Origin of the sequence: Streptomyces sp. NPDC017940 (assembly GCF_044328435.1) — a bacterium.
Classification (GTDB): domain Bacteria; phylum Actinomycetota; class Actinomycetes; order Streptomycetales; family Streptomycetaceae; genus Streptomyces.
Window position 1 is genome coordinate 1282483 of sequence record NZ_JBIRHJ010000001.1, and the last position, 17356, is coordinate 1299838.

Annotated in this window: 14 protein-coding genes; 11 read left to right on the forward strand and 3 right to left on the reverse strand. The window is 70.9% G+C overall.

Features of this window, described 5'->3' with window-relative positions; translation table 11 throughout:
• Nucleotides 1–18: 18 nt before the first annotated feature.
• The 11 genes from rapZ (at nt 19) to pgi (ending at nt 13764) form a co-directional block, all read left to right on the forward strand.
• Nucleotides 19–954 carry an RNase adapter RapZ gene (gene rapZ, locus ACH4DX_RS05390; RefSeq protein WP_058851595.1) on the forward strand — a complete coding sequence of 312 codons (936 nt, stop codon included), beginning with the start codon at nt 19–21 and terminating at the stop codon, nt 952–954.
• Complete coding sequence (gene yvcK, locus ACH4DX_RS05395; RefSeq protein WP_398122731.1) at nt 951–1967, forward strand: uridine diphosphate-N-acetylglucosamine-binding protein YvcK; 1017 nt, start codon at nt 951–953, stop codon at nt 1965–1967. Before rapZ ends, yvcK begins: the two co-directional genes overlap by 4 nt.
• Nucleotides 1958–2947, forward strand: a complete 990-nt coding sequence (whiA, locus tag ACH4DX_RS05400; protein ID WP_030564696.1) for a DNA-binding protein WhiA — start codon at nt 1958–1960, stop codon at nt 2945–2947. The genes yvcK and whiA overlap by 10 nt, the downstream gene beginning before the upstream one ends.
• A gap of 359 nt (nt 2948–3306) precedes the next feature.
• Nucleotides 3307–6267: a M14 family zinc carboxypeptidase gene (locus tag ACH4DX_RS05405; protein ID WP_398154057.1), complete on the forward strand. Its 2961-nt coding sequence runs from the start codon at nt 3307–3309 to the stop codon at nt 6265–6267.
• Between the two features lie 188 nt (nt 6268–6455).
• Nucleotides 6456–7466, forward strand: a complete 1011-nt coding sequence (gap, locus tag ACH4DX_RS05410) for a type I glyceraldehyde-3-phosphate dehydrogenase (RefSeq protein WP_398122729.1) — start codon at nt 6456–6458, stop codon at nt 7464–7466.
• A 126-nt stretch (nt 7467–7592) separates the two neighbouring features.
• Nucleotides 7593–8804, forward strand: coding sequence for a phosphoglycerate kinase (locus ACH4DX_RS05415; RefSeq protein ID WP_398122728.1), 1212 nt, complete (start codon nt 7593–7595; stop codon nt 8802–8804).
• A gap of 8 nt (nt 8805–8812) precedes the next feature.
• The gene (gene tpiA, locus ACH4DX_RS05420) at nt 8813–9598 is read left to right on the forward strand and encodes a triose-phosphate isomerase (RefSeq protein WP_398122727.1); all 786 of its coding nucleotides are present in this window, start codon (nt 8813–8815) and stop codon (nt 9596–9598) included.
• Nucleotides 9599–9740: 142 nt separating this feature from the next.
• A complete protein-coding gene (gene secG, locus ACH4DX_RS05425) occupies nt 9741–9971 on the forward strand; it encodes a preprotein translocase subunit SecG (protein ID WP_030358806.1) in 231 nt (76 codons plus the stop codon).
• A gap of 250 nt (nt 9972–10221) precedes the next feature.
• Nucleotides 10222–10557 carry an RNA polymerase-binding protein RbpA gene (locus ACH4DX_RS05430; RefSeq protein WP_003957010.1) on the forward strand — a complete coding sequence of 112 codons (336 nt, stop codon included), beginning with the start codon at nt 10222–10224 and terminating at the stop codon, nt 10555–10557.
• A gap of 195 nt (nt 10558–10752) precedes the next feature.
• Nucleotides 10753–12030: an MFS transporter gene (locus ACH4DX_RS05435; RefSeq protein WP_398154058.1), complete on the forward strand. Its 1278-nt coding sequence runs from the start codon at nt 10753–10755 to the stop codon at nt 12028–12030.
• A 72-nt stretch (nt 12031–12102) separates the two neighbouring features.
• Complete coding sequence (gene pgi / locus ACH4DX_RS05440; protein WP_398154059.1) at nt 12103–13764, forward strand: glucose-6-phosphate isomerase; 1662 nt, start codon at nt 12103–12105, stop codon at nt 13762–13764.
• A 128-nt stretch (nt 13765–13892) separates the two neighbouring features.
• Here pgi and pgl read toward each other — a convergent pair whose 3' ends face one another.
• Genes pgl through zwf form a run of 3 tightly spaced genes read right to left on the reverse strand, consistent with a single transcriptional unit; the run spans nt 13893 to nt 17355 of the window.
• Nucleotides 13893–14672: a 6-phosphogluconolactonase gene (pgl, locus tag ACH4DX_RS05445; protein ID WP_398154060.1), complete on the reverse strand. Its 780-nt coding sequence runs from the start codon at nt 14670–14672 to the stop codon at nt 13893–13895.
• On the reverse strand, nt 14669–15826 hold the full coding sequence (gene opcA, locus ACH4DX_RS05450; protein ID WP_398154061.1) for a glucose-6-phosphate dehydrogenase assembly protein OpcA: 1158 nt from the start codon (nt 15824–15826) through the stop codon (nt 14669–14671). The genes pgl and opcA overlap by 4 nt, the downstream gene beginning before the upstream one ends.
• The gene (gene zwf / locus ACH4DX_RS05455; RefSeq protein WP_398122722.1) at nt 15823–17355 is read right to left on the reverse strand and encodes a glucose-6-phosphate dehydrogenase; all 1533 of its coding nucleotides are present in this window, start codon (nt 17353–17355) and stop codon (nt 15823–15825) included. The genes opcA and zwf overlap by 4 nt, the downstream gene beginning before the upstream one ends.
• Nucleotide 17356 lies beyond the last annotated feature (1 nt).

The window sequence follows — 17356 nt, forward strand, 5'->3', positions numbered from 1 at the left end:
ACGACGGGGGATGGAGACATGAGCGAGCACGACGAAGACGGAGCGCAAGTGAGTACGGGCACCACCATCGAACCGGGCGAGGCGGCGGAGGCGGCCATCCCCGAGCTGGTGATCATCTCCGGGATGTCCGGTGCGGGCCGCTCCACGGCGGCCAAGTGCCTGGAGGACCTCGGTTGGTTCGTCGTGGACAACCTGCCGCCCGCGCTGATCCCCACCATGGTGGAGCTGGGCGCCCGCTCCCAGGGCAATGTCGCGCGCATCGCGGTCGTCGTCGACGTCCGCGGCCGCCGCTTCTTCGACAACCTGCGCCAGTCCCTCGCGGACCTGGAGTCCAAGCACGTCACCCGGCGCATCGTGTTCCTCGAGTCATCGGACGACGCCCTGGTGCGCCGCTTCGAGTCGGTGCGCCGCCCGCACCCGCTCCAGGGCGACGGCCGCATCGTCGACGGCATCGCGGCCGAGCGCGAACTCCTGCGCGAGCTGCGCGGCGACGCCGACCTGGTCATCGACACCTCCAGCCTGAACGTGCACGAGCTGCGCGCCAAGATGGACGCCCAGTTCGCCGGCGACGAGGAGCCGGAGCTGCGGGCCACGGTCATGTCCTTCGGCTTCAAGTACGGCCTGCCGGTCGACGCGGACCTGGTCGTGGACATGCGCTTCCTGCCCAACCCGCACTGGGTGCCCGAGCTGCGCCCGTACACCGGACTCAACGAGGAGGTGTCGGCGTACGTCTTCAACCAGCCCGGCGCCAAGGAGTTCCTCGACCGCTACACCGAACTGCTCCAGCTGATCGCCGCGGGCTACCGCCGCGAGGGCAAGCGGTACGTGACCATCGCCGTGGGCTGTACGGGTGGCAAGCACCGCTCCGTCGCCACGTCCGAGAAGCTGGCCGCCCGGCTGACCGCCGCCGGGATCGAGACCGTCCTCGTCCACCGGGACATGGGGCGCGAATGAAGCCCAACCGCCGGGTGCTCCGCCTGAACCGCACGGGCCGCAAGCGGGGCGCCCAGCCCAAGGTCGTCGCCCTCGGCGGCGGCATGGGCCTGTCCGCCTCGCTCGCCGCGCTGCGTCGCATCACCGGCGACCTCACCGCCGTGGTGACGGTCGCCGACGACGGCGGCTCCAGCGGGCGGCTGCGCGCCGAGCTCGGGGTGCTGCCGCCCGGCGATCTGCGCAAGGCCCTCGCCGCGCTGTGCGGCGACGACGACTGGGGCCAGACCTGGGCGCGCGTCATCCAGCACCGCTTCCAGTCCCGCGGCGACCTGCACGAGCACGCGGTCGGCAATCTGCTGATCGTCGCCCTGTGGGAGCAGCTCGGCGACCACGTCCAGGCCCTCGACCTGGTCGGCAGGCTGCTCGGCGCGCAGGGCCGGGTGCTGCCCATGTCCGCCGTGCCGCTGGAGCTCCAGGCGCTGGTCAGGGGCCACGACCCGGACCGGCCCGACGACGTGGACACCGTCCGCGGCCAGGCCACGGTCGCGCTCACGCCGGGCGAGGTGCAGTCCGTGCACGTCGTCCCGCAGGACCCGCCCGCCGTCCCCGAGGCCGTCGAGGCCGTCCTGGACGCCGACTGGGTGGTTCTCGGCCCCGGATCCTGGTTCTCCTCCGTGATCCCGCACCTGCTCGTGCCCGAGCTGCTCGACGCGCTCACGGGGACCAAGGCCCGCCGGGTGCTCTCCTTGAACCTCGCGCCGCAGCCCGGAGAAACCGAGGGGTTCTCTCCGCAGCGTCATTTGGAGGTTTTGGCCCGACACGCCCCTAAACTCGCCCTGGACGTGGTGCTGGCCGACGAGGCCGCCGTGCCCGACCGTGGATCCCTCACCGATGCCGCCAAGCGGTTCGGCGCCACGGTGGAGCTGGCGCCGGTGGCCCGGCAGGACGGCAGCCCCCGGCACGACCCGGAGCTGCTGGCCGCCGCGTACGACCGTATTTTTCGGATGCATGGAAGGATCGGCCCATGGCGATGACGGCAGCGGTGAAGGACGAGATCTCCCGGCTCCCCGTCACCCGGACCTGCTGCAGAAAAGCAGAGGTCTCGGCGATCCTGCGGTTCGCGGGCGGCCTGCACCTGGTGAGCGGCCGCATCGTGATCGAGGCGGAGCTGGACACGGCGATGGCGGCCCGGCGGCTCAAGCGGGACATCCTGGAGATCTTCGGGCACGGCTCGGAGCTGATCGTGATGGCCCCGGGCGGCCTGCGCCGCGGCTCGCGCTACGTCGTACGGGTGGTTGCCGGCGGTGACCAGCTGGCCCGCCAGACCGGTCTGGTGGACGGCCGCGGCCGTCCCATCCGCGGCCTGCCGCCGCAGGTGGTCTCGGGGGCCACCTGCGACGCGGAAGCCGCCTGGCGCGGCGCGTTCCTCGCGCACGGCTCCCTGACCGAGCCCGGCCGCTCCTCCTCCCTGGAGGTGACCTGCCCGGGGCCCGAGGCGGCGCTCGCCCTGGTCGGCGCGGCCCGGCGGTTGCAGATCGCCGCGAAGGCCCGCGAGGTGCGCGGCGTGGACCGGGTCGTCGTCCGTGACGGGGACGCGATCGGCGCCCTCCTCACCCGGCTCGGCGCCCACGAGTCGGTGCTCGCCTGGGAGGAGCGGCGGATGCGCCGCGAGGTCCGGGCCACCGCCAACCGCCTGGCCAACTTCGACGACGCCAACCTGCGCCGCTCGGCCCGTGCCGCCGTCGCCGCGGGCGCCAGGGTGCAGCGCGCCCTGGAGATCCTCGCCGACGAGGTGCCTGAGCACCTGGCGGCCGCGGGCCGGCTGCGCATGGAGCACAAGCAGGCCTCCCTCGAGGAGCTCGGCGCGCTCGCCGACCCGCCGCTGACCAAGGACGCCGTGGCCGGACGCATCCGGCGCCTGCTCGCCATGGCCGACAAGCGGGCGCAGGACCTGGGCATTCCGGGTACGGAGTCCAATCTGAGCGACGAGCTCGCCGACAACATGGTGGTCTGACGAGCAGGGTGGTCCGACGAACCTGGTGGTCCGACGAACCTGGTGGTCCGACGAACCTGGTGGTCCGACGAGCAGGGTGGTCCGACGAGCAGGGTGCTCTGACGAACCTGGTGGTCCGACTCTGACGAACCCGGTGCTCCGACGCCCCCGCGGACCCCACGGAGCCGCCGGCGCCCCACGGGCCCCGGCGGCTTCCCCGTTGCCGTCGGCCGCCGCCGCGGCCCACCCCGTATCCGCCGCCCCGCACCCCGCAACCCCGCCCGTACGGGAACCGCCCACCCGACGTATTGACATGATCATGAAGGGTGACAAGCCTGGCGTTCGCGCACAACCGTGCCGGACAACTGCAAGGGGGGCTCATGAGACGAAGAGCGCGCGCGAGATCGATCCTCGCCGCCGGCGCACTGCTCGTCGGCGGACTCGCCGCCGCACCGCACGCCGGAGCGAGCGGACCGGCGAAGGCCGCGACCGCCGACGACGGCACAGCCGTACAGGTCTACCGTGCCGACGTCACCAAGAAGCAGATCCCGATCCTGGTCGAGGCGGGCCAGGACGCGCACGAACTGGCCGGACAAGCACCCGAGCACGGCACCGGCAGCGTCGAGCTGTACCTGACGAAGGCCCAGGCAGAGAAGATCGAGCGCCGGGGCGTCGAACTCCGGGAGCACAAGGTCTCCGCGGCCGCCGCGAAGCGGGTCGAGGCCGCGGGCGACGGCGTCTACCGGCCCTACAGCGGCAAGGGAGGGCTCCAGGAGGAGATCGTCAGGACGGCGCAGGCCCACCCCGGCATCACCAAGGTCGTCTCCATCGGCAAGACGGTCCAGGGCAAGGACATCCTCGCGCTGAAGCTCTCCAAGGGCGCCAAGAAGTCCAAGGACGGCTCCAAGCCCGCCACGCTGTACATGTCCAACCAGCACGCGCGCGAGTGGATCACCCCGGAGATGACCCGCCGCCTGCTGCACCACTACCTGGACAACTACGGCAAGGACAAGCGCGTCACCAGGCTCGTGAACTCCACCGAGCTGTGGTTCGTGCTCTCCGCCAACCCGGACGGCTACGACTTCACGCACGCCGCCGGCGGCGACCGCCAGTGGCGCAAGAACCTCCGCGACATCGACGGCGACGGCCGGATCGCCGCGGGCGACGGCGTCGACCTCAACCGCAACTTCGCCTACAAGTGGGGCTACGACAACGAGGGTTCGTCCCCCAACCCGTCCTCCGAGACCTACCGCGGCACCGGAGCGATGTCCGAACCCGAGACGAAGGCGATCGACCGCTTCCAGAAGCGCATCGGCTTCACGTACGGGATCAACTACCACTCGGCGGCCGAACTGATCCTCTACGGAGTGGGCTGGCAGGTCGCCACGCCCACCCCCGACGACGTGCTCTACAAGGCACTCGCAGGCACCCCCGAGAAGCCCGCGGTCCCCGGCTACCACCCGCAGGTCTCTTCCGAGCTGTACACCACCAACGGCGAGGCCGACGGCCACGCGGGCAACGTCAACGGCATCGCGATGTTCACCCCCGAGATGTCCACCTGCCAGACCGCGTCGAACGTCGACCCCGGCGACGCCTGGAGGCCCGAGGACTGCGCGTCCATCTTCACCTTCCCCGACGACGAGAAGCTGATACAGCAGGAGTTCGCGAAGAACGTGCCCTTCGCGCTCGCCGTCGCCGAGACCGCGCTGCACCCCGACCGCCCGGTGTCCGTGTCCGGCGTCGACGCGCCCGACTTCACCCCCGACTCCTTCACCACCTCCTACGCGCGCGGCGGTGACCAGGAGGTCGCCGTCACCGCCCGCAGGTCCGTACGCGACAAGGAGCTCCGCTACCGCGTCGACGGCGGCCGCACGCGCACCGAGGACCTCGCGCGCTGGAAGGGCGGCGAGACCTACGGCGGCGAGGACAACCTGTACTTCGACCAGTACCGCGCCGAGATCGAGGACACGCGCGCGGGCGACAAGGTCGAGGTGTGGTTCACCGGCCGCACCAAGAAGGGCCGCACCGAGAGCGAGCACTTCACTTACACCGTCGCCGAACGCCCCAGGGCGGACACGCTCGTCGTCGCCGAGGAGGGCGCGAAGGCCACCCAGATCCAGAAGTACGTCGACGCGGTCAAGGCCAACGGCCGGGCGCCCGCCGTCTGGGACGTCGCCGAACGCGGCGCCCCGCACCCCCTCGGCGTCCTGTCGCACTTCCGCGCGGTCGTGCACGGCACCGGCGACCCCGTGCCCGGAGCGCCCACCCAGCTCGCCCTGCGCGCCTACCTCAACGAGGGCGGCAAGCTCATCGAGTCCGGCGAGCGGGCCGGTGGCGACGTCGACCTCGGCGAGGCCCTGACCGACGACTTCGCGCAGTACTACCTGGGCGCGCACGAACGGCTCCCCGCGCCCGGCGCGCAGCGCTTCACCGGCAGCGGCGCGCTCGCCCGCACCGGGGGCACGCTCGGCGCCGCCGACGGCAACCCGCTCGACAAGGCCGGGCGCTTCACCGTCACCTCCGACAACCTGCCCGCCAAGGAGTTCCCGCAGTTCAAGAGCGCCGCGGCGGGCTCCTACCCGGGCCTGAGCAACCCGTACGCGCCGTTCGCGGGCCAGGGCATGGCCTCCGCGACCCACGCCGACCGGGACTACAAGCGGCTCACCCACACCTTCGACCTGACCGGTGTCACGGCCGCCGACAGGCCGGAACTGCGCCTCGCGCTCAACTGGAGCCTGGAGTCCGGCTTCGACCACGGGCTCCTCGAAGCGCACACCGTGGGCGCCGACGACTGGACCACGCTGCCGGACCGGGGCGGCGCCTCCTCCGCCACCGTGCCCACCCAGTGCGCCGCGGGCTTCTTCATGAACGCCCACCCGTTCCTGGGGCACTACCTGACACGCGGCGCGACGGGCTGCACGGCCGGCGGCACCAGCGGCGCCTGGAACAGCTTCACCGGCTCATCCGGCGGCTGGAAGCAGGTCTCCTTCGACCTCGGCGCCTACGCGGGCAAGAAGGTCGAGGTGTCGCTCAGCTCGGTCACCGACTCCTCCGACGGCGGGCGCGGCCTCTTCGCCGACAACGCCCAAATGGTCGTCGGCGGCACCGCGACCGGGACCGAGGACTTCGAGTCCTCGCTCGGCTCCTGGGCCGCCGCCCCGCCCCCGGCGGGGAGCTCCAATATCACAGGGGACTGGGCGCGCACCGGCGAGCTCTACAAGCCCTACGCGGCCGTCACAGCGCGTGACAGCGTGCTGCTCGGCTTCGGGTTCGAGCACCTGCCCGGAAAGGCCGAGAGGGCCGCTCTTATGGGCGCTGCCCTGGCACATCTGCGCAGCTGACGCTGCGTAGTCAGGACCAAGGACCCGGTGGCCCGTACCCCTACCGAGGGGTACGGGCCATCGAGTCGTTTCCGGCCCCGCTCGATGTCACCTATGGGGCTTCAGAGAGGTAGGGTCGGAGGCGGTCGGGGACATCCCATACATCTCGCCGGCGTCTCAGACCGGCGTACCAACGAGGAGATCGGTTCGTGACGATCCGCGTAGGCATCAACGGCTTCGGCCGCATCGGGCGCAACTACTTCCGCGCGCTGCTCGAGCAGGGTGCGGACATCGAGATCGTGGCTGTCAACGACCTGGGTGACACCGCCACGACGGCGCACCTGCTCAAGTACGACACCATCCTCGGCCGCCTCAAGGCCGAGGTGTCGCACACCGAGGACACCATCACCGTCGACGGCCACACCATCAAGGTGCTGTCGGAGCGCAACCCCGCCGACATCCCGTGGGGCGAGCTCGGCGTCGACATCGTGATCGAGTCCACCGGCATCTTCACCAAGAAGGCGGACGCCGAGAAGCACATCGCCGGTGGCGCGAAGAAGGTCCTCATCTCGGCTCCGGCCAAGGACGAGGACATCACCATCGTGATGGGCGTCAACCAGGACAAGTACGACGCGGCGAACCACCACGTCATCTCCAACGCCTCCTGCACCACCAACTGCGTGGCGCCGATGGCCAAGGTTCTCGACGAGAACTTCGGCATCGTCAAGGGCCTGATGACCACGGTGCACGCGTACACCAACGACCAGCGCATCCTGGACTTCCCGCACTCGGACCTGCGTCGTGCCCGCGCCGCCGCCGAGAACATCATCCCGACCACGACGGGTGCCGCGAAGGCCACCGCCCTGGTCCTGCCGCAGCTCAAGGGCAAGCTCGACGGCATCGCGATGCGCGTCCCGGTCCCCACGGGCTCGGCCACCGACCTGGTCGTCGAGGTGTCCCGCGAGGTCACCAAGGACGAGGTCAACGCCGCGTTCAAGAAGGCCGCCGAGGACGGCGACCTGAAGGGCATCCTCTTCTACACCGAGGACCCGATCGTGTCGTCCGACATCGTCAGCGACCCGGCCTCCTGCACCTTCGACTCCTCCCTGACCATGGTCCAGGAAGGCAAGTCGGTGAAGATCCTCGGCTGGTACGACAACGAGTGGGGCTACTCCAACCGCCTCGTCGACCTCACGGTCTTCGTCGGCAACCAGCTCTGAGCGGTCCAGTCGCAGAGCCAGGCATCTCGATGTGAGCACAGGGTCCGGACAGCGCAGGGTGGCGCGGTTCGGACCCTGTGGTGCGTGAGCCCCTCTCCAGAAGTCCCAGTCACGGAGTCCTATTACATGAAGACGATCGACGAACTTCTCGCCGACGGTGTCGCAGGCAAGCGGGTCTTCGTCCGCGCCGACCTCAACGTGCCGCTCGACGGCACGACCATCACCGACGACGGCCGCATTCGCGCCGTGCTGCCCACCGTCAAGGCGCTCGCCGGCGCGGGCGCCCGCGTGGTCGTCGCGTCGCACCTCGGCCGCCCCAAGGGCGCCCCGGACCCGGCGTTCTCGCTGGCCCCGGCCGCGCGACGGATCGGTGAACTCCTCGGCGCCGAGGTCCGCTTCGCCGACGACACGGTGGGGGACTCGGCCAGGGCCGCCGTCGCCGCACTCTCCGACGGCCAGGTCGCCGTCGTCGAGAACCTGCGCTTCAACGCCGGCGAGACCGCCAAGGACGACGCCGAGCGCGGTGCCTTCGCCGATCAGCTCGCCGAACTGGCCGATGTCTACGTGGGCGACGGTTTCGGCGCCGTGCACCGCAAGCACGCCTCGGTGTTCGACCTGCCGGCCCGTCTGCCGCACTACGCCGGTTACCTGATCAGCACCGAGGTCGGCGTACTGAAGAAGCTCACCGACGACGTCGAGCGGCCGTACGCGGTCGTCCTCGGCGGCGCCAAGGTCTCCGACAAGCTCGGCGTCATCGAGCACCTCCTGGAGAAGGCCGACCGCATCCTGATCGGCGGCGGCATGGCGTACACCTTCCTGAAGGCCAAGGGCCACGAGGTCGGCATCTCGCTGCTCCAGGAGGACCAGGTCCCGGCCGTGCAGGGCTACTTGAAGCGCGCCGAGGAGCGTGGCGTCGAGTTCGTCCTGCCCGTCGACGTCCTGGTCTCCGGTGAGTTCCCGGACCTGAAGACCAAGGCCCCGGCCCACCCGACCACGGTCGCCGCGGACGCCATCCCGGCCGACCAGGAGGGCCTCGACATCGGCCCGGAGACCCGTAAGCTCTACGCCTCGAAGCTCGCCGACGCCGCCACCGTCTTCTGGAACGGCCCCATGGGCGTCTTCGAGCACCCCGACTACGCCGAGGGCACCAAGGCGGTCGCCCAGGCGCTTCTGGACTCGTCGGCCTTCACGGTCGTCGGCGGTGGCGACTCCGCCGCGGCCGTGCGCACCCTGGGCTTCGACGAGAACGCATTCGGCCACATCTCGACCGGTGGCGGCGCCTCCCTCGAATACCTCGAGGGCAAGACGCTCCCCGGCCTCGCCGCACTGGAGAACTGACACCCCTCATGACGAATCAGACCACCCGCACGCCCCTGATGGCGGGCAACTGGAAGATGAACCTCAACCACCTCGAGGCCATCGCGCACGTCCAGAAGCTCGCGTTCGCCCTGGCCGACAAGGACTACGAGGCCGTCGAGGTCGCCGTCCTGCCGCCCTTCACCGACCTGCGGTCCGTGCAGACCCTGGTCGACGGCGACAAGCTGAAGATCAAGTACGGCGCCCAGGACATCTCGGCCCAGGACTCCGGCGCCTACACCGGTGAGATCTCGGGCCCGATGCTCGCCAAGCTGAAGTGCTCCTACGTGGCCGTCGGCCACTCCGAGCGCCGCCAGTACCACGACGAGACCGACGAGATCTGCAACGCCAAGGTCAAGGCCGCCTTCAAGCACGGCATCACGCCGATCCTGTGCATCGGCGAGGGCCTGGACATCCGCAAGGCCGGCCAGCAGGTCCAGTACACGCTGAACCAGCTCGACGGCGGCCTCAAGGACGTACCGGCCGACGAGGCCGGGACCATCGTGATCGCCTACGAGCCGGTGTGGGCCATCGGCACCGGCGAGGTCGCGACCCCCGAGGACGCGCAGGAGGTCTGCGGCGCGATCCGCCGCCGCCTCGCCGAGCTGTACTCGCAGGAACTGGCCGACAAGGTCCGCATCCAGTACGGCGGCTCGGTGAAGGCGAAGAACGTCGCCGACATCATGGCGCAGCCGGACGTCGACGGTGCCTTGGTGGGCGGCGCGGCGCTCGACGCCGACGAGTTCGTCAAGATCGTTCGCTTCGGCGACCAGTGACGTCAGCAGTGAGTATGCGCTAGCGGCGATACGTCGTACTCTTGCGGGGTCCGAGGCCTGCGTCCTGAGTGTTCCGCGCTCACGAGAAGGCTTCGGGCCCCGTCGTCGATTCAGATCCGAGGAAGTTGGTCCAGCCGTGGTTATGGGGTTCTCGATCGCCCTGATCGTCTTCAGCCTGCTGCTGATGCTGCTGGTGCTGATGCACAAGGGCAAGGGCGGCGGCCTTTCCGACATGTTCGGTGGCGGAATGCAGTCGTCGGTCGGCGGCTCCTCGGTCGCCGAGCGCAACCTCGACCGCATCACGGTCGTGGTCGGTCTGCTGTGGTTCGCGAGCATTGTGGTGCTCGGCATCCTGATGAAGGTCAACAACTGACAGCAGGCGTGAGCCGCTTGCCCCTGCGGCGGCGGTTCGGTTCGCTGTCCCGCTGATAGCCCCATGTTCAGTACGCGCCCCCGTGCGCGGCTTATCATGGGGCTTGCGTGTCGGGGTGGGGTGTAACTCCCAACACTGGACGCGCGTTGGGCCTTACGTAGACTGAGGCGCCCGCAGCGGAGCCGCAGTCGACCCCGCGGCGCAGCCGCCGTTCGACACAGGCAGCACCATCACGCAGGGAGTTACGACCGTGGCAAGTGGCAACGCGATCCGGGGAAGCCGGGTCGGGGCGGGGCCGATGGGCGAGGCCGAGCGCGGTGAGTCCGCGCCGCGGCTGCGCATCTCCTTCTGGTGCTCCAACGGGCACGAGACGCAGCCGAGCTTCGCCAGCGACGCGCAGGTCCCCGACACCTGGGACTGCCCCCGCTGCGGCTTTCCGGCGGGCCAGGACCGGGACAACCCCCCGGACCCGCCGCGCACCGAGCCGTACAAGACGCATCTCGCCTACGTCCGCGAGCGGCGCAGCGACGCGGACGGCGAAGCCATCCTCGCGGAGGCGCTCGCCAAACTGCGGGGCGAGATCTAGGACACGAACCGGCCGGGCATCCTGAGGTGCCCGGCCGAAGCTGTATCCCCTCCGGCTTCCTGCGAGCTGCCGCACCTCACAGAGCGCCTGGTCAACGGCGTGCCCGGCCGAGTGTCAGTGGTGGCGTCCACGGTTGGTCGTGGCTCGGTGGACCGCCGGGCCGAGCCGTGAACCCGTCGGCTCCAAGGGGGAGTTGTGGCGAGTGCTGTCGAGACGCCGGACATCGGTACGCGGAGCGTCGCGTGGCGCGGCGGCTTCGGGCGGCTGTGGAGCGCCGCCGCCCTGTCCAGCTTCGGCGACGCGCTGCGCAAGGCCGCCCTGCCCCTGCTCGCCGCGTCCCTCACGGACGACCCGCTGCTCATCGCCTCGGTCACCGCCTGCGGCTATCTGCCCTGGCTCGTCTTCGGACTGCTCGGCGGTGCCGTCGCCGACCGGGTGGACCAGCGGCGCGCCATGTGGATGGTGGACGTGGTGCGGGGCCTGCTCGTGGCCGCCTTCGCCGTGGCCGTCACCCTCGGCCACGCCACGATCGGCCTGCTCATCGCCCTCGCCCTGCTGCTCACCACCCTCCAGACCCTGTTCGACAACGCCGCCACGGCACTCCTTCCCGCCCTCGTGGACCGCGATGCCCTCGGCAGTGCGAACGCCCGGCTGCTCACCGGACAGCAGTTCGCCGGCGGCCTCGTCGCCGCGCCCGCGGTGCCCTTCCTGATGGCCGCGGGACCGGGCCTGCCGTACGCGGCGGACGCGGCGACGTATCTGGTCGCGGCCGCGCTCGTGGCCTCCCTGCGCGTGCCCGTGCCCGAGCGTCCGCCCAGACCGGCGGGGGCCACCCTGCGGTCCGACATCGCGCACGGACTGCGGGCCCTGTGGCGGGACCGGGTGCTGCGGGGCCTGTGCGTGGCGACCGCCCTCGGCAATGTCGGCATAGGCGCGCTCCTGGCCACCCTCGTCGTCCTCGTCACCCACTGGCTGCACGCGGGCAGCGGCGGGTACGCGGCGGCGATGACGGCCTACGCCGCCGGAAGCCTGGTGGGCGGTGCGCTGGCGGGGCGGCTTGCCCGCAGGTTCGGACGCGTCCGCAGCGTGCTCGTCGCCGGAACGGCCCAGGTCGCCGCGCTCGTGGCGATGGGCACGATCCGAGACATCGAGGCGCTCGTCGTGAGCATGACCCTGTTCGGGGCCATGGGGATGGTGTGGAACGTCAGCAGCCACACCCTCATGCAGCAGCGACCGCCCGCCGCCGTGCTCGGCCGCGTCAGCTCGGCGTTCCGCACCCTGGCGGTCGCGGGAGCGCCCCTCGGCGCCGTCCTGGGCGGGGCCGCCGCGGCCCTGTGGGGCCCCCGGACGCCGATGCTGCTCGCCGCCGCCCTGTTCGCGCTCTCGGTCCTCGCCCTCACCCCCCTGGCCGAGTCCGAAGCACCCGTGGTCGAGTCCGCAGACAGCGGGCAGACGACTCGTAGCGGGCGCTGATCAATTAGGTTGGAAGGGCCCAGGGGCGCACGCACGGTACTCAGGTGGCACGAGAGAGAGCTGAAGTCCGAGATGAATGCAGAAGTCCGTACCAGGCTGAATCAGACGCCCGAATGGACGGCGCTGGCCAAGCACAAGGAGCAGCTGGGGGAGGTGCGGCTGCGGGAGCTGTTCGACGCCGACCCGGCGCGCGCCGACGAGTACACCCTCCAGGTCGGCGACCTGCACATCGACTACTCCAAGCACCTGGTGACCGACGAGACCCTGGCGCTCCTTCGGGACCTCGCCGCGGCCACGGACGTCTTCGGTCTGCGCGACGCCATGTTCCGCGGCGAGAAGATCAACACCACCGAGGACCGCGCGGTCCTGCACACGGCCCTGCGCGCGGCGCGCGACACGGTCGTGGAGGTCGACGGCGAGGACGGCGGGAACGTCGTCCCCGCCGTGCACGCCGTGCTCGACAAGATGTCGTCCTTCGCCGACCAGGTCCGCTCCGGCGAGTGGACCGGCCACACCGGCAAGCGCATCAGGAACGTCGTCAACATCGGCATCGGCGGCTCCGACCTCGGCCCCGCGATGGCGTACGAGGCGCTGCGCTCCTTCACCGACCGCGAGCTGACCGTCCGCTTCGTGTCGAACGTGGACGGCGCCGACCTGCACGAGGCGATCCGGGACCTGGACGCCGCCGAGACGCTGTTCATCGTCGCCTCCAAGACGTTCACCACGATCGAGACGATCACGAACGCGACGTCCGCGCGGAACTGGCTGCTCACCGAGTTGCGGGCCGACGAGAGCGCGGTCGCCAAGCACTTCGTGGCGCTGTCGACGAACACGGAGAAGGTCTCCGACTTCGGCATCGACACGGCCAACATGTTCGAGTTCTGGGACTGGGTCGGCGGGCGCTACTCCTACGACTCGGCGATCGGCCTCTCCCTGATGATCGCCATCGGCCCGGACCGCTTCCGCGAGATGCTCGACGGCTTCCGCCTCGTCGACGACCACTTCCGCATGGCGTCCGCCGAGACGAACGTACCGCTGCTGCTCGGTCTGCTCGGCATCTGGTACGGCAACTTCCACGACGCCCAGTCGCACGCCGTCCTGCCGTACTCGCACTACCTGTCCAAGTTCACGGCCTACCTCCAGCAGCTGGACATGGAGTCCAACGGCAAGTCCGTGGACCGTGACGGCAACCCGGTGGGGTGGCAGACGGGACCCGTGGTGTGGGGCACCCCGGGCACGAACGGGCAGCACGCGTACTACCAGCTCATCCACCAGGGCACCAAGCTCATCCCCGCGGACTTCATCGGCTTCGCCGAGCCGGTCGCCGATCTGCGGCCGGGCCTGGTCGCCCAGCACGACCTCCTGATGGCCAACTTCTTCGCGCAGACGCAGGCCCTGGCCTTCGGCAAGACACCGGACGAGGTCCGCGCGGAGGGCGTTCCGGACGACCTCGTTCCGCACAAGACGTTCCAGGGCAACCACCCCACGACGACGATCCTCGCGAAGGAGCTGACCCCCTCGGTCCTCGGGCAGCTCATCGCGCTCTACGAGCACAAGGTCTTCGTGCAGGGCGCCGTCTGGAACATCGACTCCTTCGACCAGTGGGGCGTCGAACTCGGCAAGGTGCTCGCCAAGCGCGTCGAGCCCGCCCTGACGGAGGGCGCGGACGTCCCGGGCCTCGACCCGTCGACCACGGCCCTTGTCACCAAGTACCGGCAGCTGCGCGGGCGCTGAGCCCCCGCCGTACGGCGCACACGCGCGGGGCCCCGGACCGATTCCCGGTCCGGGGCCCCGCGTAGAGCACCATGCGTGCCGTGGGCGGACACGCCGTCGGGCGGGCGTGCCGCCCGGCCGACGCTCCGTCAGGCGGACGCCGGGGGGTACAGGCTCCGCGGCAGCTGTGACGCCGCCGCCGCGTCCAGGAGCCACAGCGTGCGCGCCCTGCCGTACGCTCCCGCCGCCGGGGCCTGGACCTCGCCCGCCCCGGACAGCGCGATCGCCGCGGCCTTCGCCTTGTCCTCGCCCGCCGCGAGCAGCCACACCTCGCGGGCCGACCGGATCGCCGGCAGGGTCAGCGAGACGCGCGTGGGCGGCGGCTTGGGCGCGCCGTGGACGCCGACCACCGTGCGCTCGGTCTCCCGCACGGCGGGCGACTCCGGGAACAGCGAGGCCACATGGGTGTCGGGCCCGACGCCCAGCATGAGCACGTCGAACGTCGGGACCGGACCGTGGTCCTCGGGGCCCGCCGCCGCGGCGAGTTCGGCGGCGTACGACTCCGCTGCCGCGTCCGCCTCGTGGAGCCCGTCGGACGCGGGCATCGGATGCACCCGCGCCGGGTCGAGCGGCACCGAGTCGAGCAGGGCCTCGCGGGCCTGCGTGTGGTTGCGCTCGGGGTCGCCGTCCGGCAGGAACCGCTCGTCGCCCCACCACAGGTCGAGGCGCGACCAGTCCACGGCGTCGCGGGCGGGCGCCGAACTGAGCGCCGCGAGCAGGCCGTTGCCGTTGCGGCCGCCGGTGAGGACCACGGAGGCGGAGCCGCGGGCCGACTGCGCGTCGACGATCCTCGTGATCAGCCGGGCCGCTGCGGCACGGGCCATCAGCTCCTTGTCGCGGTGCACGACGAGCTGCGGGGCGGTGCTCACTTGGGCGCCGCCTTCTTGGCCGGGGCCTTCGCCGCCGCCTTCTTGGCGGTACCCGACTTGCTCCCACCGTCCTTGGCGGAGGCGTCGTCCTTGTCCGGGGCGTCGTCCCCACCGGAGGCGTCGTCCTTGCCGGACGAGCCGTCCCCGGCGGCGGAACCCCCGGAGGAACCCGAGCCGGACCCCGGGGACTCCTCGTCCCGCGCGTCCACCGACGGCTCCGGCACCACCGTCTCACCGAGCCGGTCCACGCCGAACCGCAGCGCGGCCGCGTAGGTGTCGTCCGGGTCGAGGCGCCGCAGCTCCTCCGCGATCAGCTCGGGCGTCTCGCGGCGCTTGAGCGCGACCGCGCGGTTCGGCTGGCCCTGGATGGACAGCGTCGCGAGGGAGCCGTCGGCGCGGTCCAGGACGATCGGGCCGCAGTTGGTGTCCATCCGCACGCCCGTCAGGCCGGGGCCCGGGGAGAGGGCGCGCTTGACCGGCACGTCCAGGCGCTCCGCGAGCCACATCGCGAGCAGTTCGACGCTCGGGTTGAACTCCTCGCCCTCCACCTGCGCACCGGTGACCTCGCAGGCCACCTGGTCGAGGGCGGCGGCCAGCATCGAGCGCCACGGCGTGATGCGCGTCCAGGACAGGTCCGTGTCACCGGGGGAGTAGGCCTCGGCGCGCGCGGTCAGCTCGTGGATGGGCTGCTCGGCCGCGTAGGTGTCAGTGACGCGGCGCTGGGCCAGGGCACCGAGCGGGTCCTTGGCCGGGTCGAGCGGGGCGTTCACCGGCCACCACGCCACCACCGGCGCGTCCGGGAGCAGCAGCGGCAGGACCACCGACTGGGCGTGGTTGAGCACCTCGCCGTACAGGCGCAGGATCACCGTCTCGCCGGTGCCCGCGTCCGCGCCGACCCGCACCTCGGCGTCCAGGCGCGAAGTCGTGCGGTCGCGCGGGGAGCGCGAGACCCGCTTGATGACGACCAGGGTCCGCGAGGGGTGCTCGCGAGATGCCTCGCTCGCCGCCCGCAGCGCGTCGTACGCGTTCTCCTCGTCGGTGACGATGACGAGGGTGAGCACCATGCCGACGGCCGGTGAGCCGATGGCGCGGCGGCCCTGCACGAGGGCCTTGTTGATCTTGCTGGCCGTGGTGTCCGTCAGGTCGATCTTCATGGCCGACGCCAGCTCCGTCCGTCTCGTGCGAGCATTTCGTCCGCCTCGACCGGACCCCAGGTGCCGGCCGGGTACTGCGCGGGCGTGCCGTTCTCGTCCCAGTGCTGCTCGATCGGGTCGAGGATGTTCCAGGACAGCTCGACCTCCTCCGTGCGCGGGAACAGGTTGGCATCGCCGAGCAGGACGTCCAGGATCAGGCGCTCGTACGCCTCCGGGCTGGACTCGGTGAAGGACTCGCCGTACGCGAAGTCCATCGACACGTCCCGGATCTCCATCGAGGTGCCCGGCACCTTCGAGCCGAACCGGACCGTGATGCCCTCGTCCGGCTGGACGCGGATGACGATCGCGTTCTGCCCGAGCTCCTCCGTCGCCGTCTGGTCGAAGGGGGAGTGCGGGGCGCGCTGGAAGACGACCGCGATCTCCGTGACACGGCGGCCGAGGCGCTTGCCGGTGCGCAGGTAGAAGGGCACGCCCGCCCAGCGGCGGTTGTCGACGCCCAGCTTGATGGCGGCGTACGTGTCCGTCTTCGACTTGGGGTCGATGCCCTCTTCCTGGAGGTAGCCGACGGCCTTCTCGCCGCCCTGCCAGCCCGCCGCGTACTGCCCGCGCACGGTGTCCTTGGACAGGTCCTTGGGCAGCCGGACCGCGCCCAGCACCTTCGCCTTCTCCGCGACGAGCGCGTCGGCCTCGAAGGAGGCGGGCTCCTCCATGGCGGTCAGGGCCATCAGCTGGAGCAGGTGGTTCTGGATGACGTCGCGCGCGGCGCCGATGCCGTCGTAGTAGCCGGCGCGGCCGCCGATGCCGATGTCCTCGGCCATCGTGATCTGCACGTGGTCGACGTACGACCGGTTCCAGATCGGCTCGAACATCTGGTTGGCGAAGCGCAGCGCCAGGATGTTCTGGACGGTCTCCTTGCCGAGGTAGTGGTCGATCCGGAACACCTGGTCCGGGGCGAACACCTCGTGCACGATCGCGTTCAGTTCCTTCGCGGACTTCAGATCGTGGCCGAACGGCTTCTCGATCACCGCGCGGCGCCAGGCGCCCTCCGGCGCGTCCGCAAGCTCGTGCTTCTTCAGCTGCTGGACGACCTGCGGGAAGAACTTCGGCGGCACCGAGAGGTAGAAGGCGAAGTTGCCACCCGTGCCCTGTGCCTTGTCGAGTTCCTGGATGGTGTCCTTCAGCTGCTCGAAGGCGTCGTCGTCGTCGAAGTTGCCCTGGACGAAACGCATCCCCTGGATGAGCTGCTGCCAGACCTCCTCGCGGAAGGGCGTGCGCGCGTGCTGCTTGACCGCGTCGTGCACCTCCTGTGCGAAGTCCTCGTCCTGCCACTCGCGGCGGGCGAACCCGATGAGCGAGAAGCCGGGCGGCAGCAGGCCCCGGTTGGCGAGGTCATAGACAGCGGGCATCAGCTTTTTACGGGACAAATCGCCCGTGACGCCAAAGATGACGAGGCCCGACGGCCCCGCGATACGCGGGAGCCGTCGGTCCGCGGCGTCACGAAGCGGATTGGCTCCATGAACTGCGGTCAAG

Coding starts and splice junctions, on each gene's coding strand:
- rapZ (WP_058851595.1), top strand. CDS start 19: ATGAGCGAGCACGACGAAGACGGAGCGCAAGTGAGTACGGGCACCACC.
- yvcK (WP_398122731.1), top strand. CDS start 951: ATGAAGCCCAACCGCCGGGTGCTCCGCCTGAACCGCACGGGCCGCAAG.
- whiA (WP_030564696.1), top strand. CDS start 1,958: ATGGCGATGACGGCAGCGGTGAAGGACGAGATCTCCCGGCTCCCCGTC.
- ACH4DX_RS05405 (WP_398154057.1), top strand. CDS start 3,307: ATGAGACGAAGAGCGCGCGCGAGATCGATCCTCGCCGCCGGCGCACTG.
- ACH4DX_RS05415 (WP_398122728.1), top strand. CDS start 7,593: ATGAAGACGATCGACGAACTTCTCGCCGACGGTGTCGCAGGCAAGCGG.
- tpiA (WP_398122727.1), top strand. CDS start 8,813: ATGACGAATCAGACCACCCGCACGCCCCTGATGGCGGGCAACTGGAAG.
- secG (WP_030358806.1), top strand. CDS start 9,741: ATGGGGTTCTCGATCGCCCTGATCGTCTTCAGCCTGCTGCTGATGCTG.
- pgi (WP_398154059.1), top strand. CDS start 12,103: ATGAATGCAGAAGTCCGTACCAGGCTGAATCAGACGCCCGAATGGACG.
- opcA (WP_398154061.1), bottom strand. CDS start 15,826: ATGAAGATCGACCTGACGGACACCACGGCCAGCAAGATCAACAAGGCC.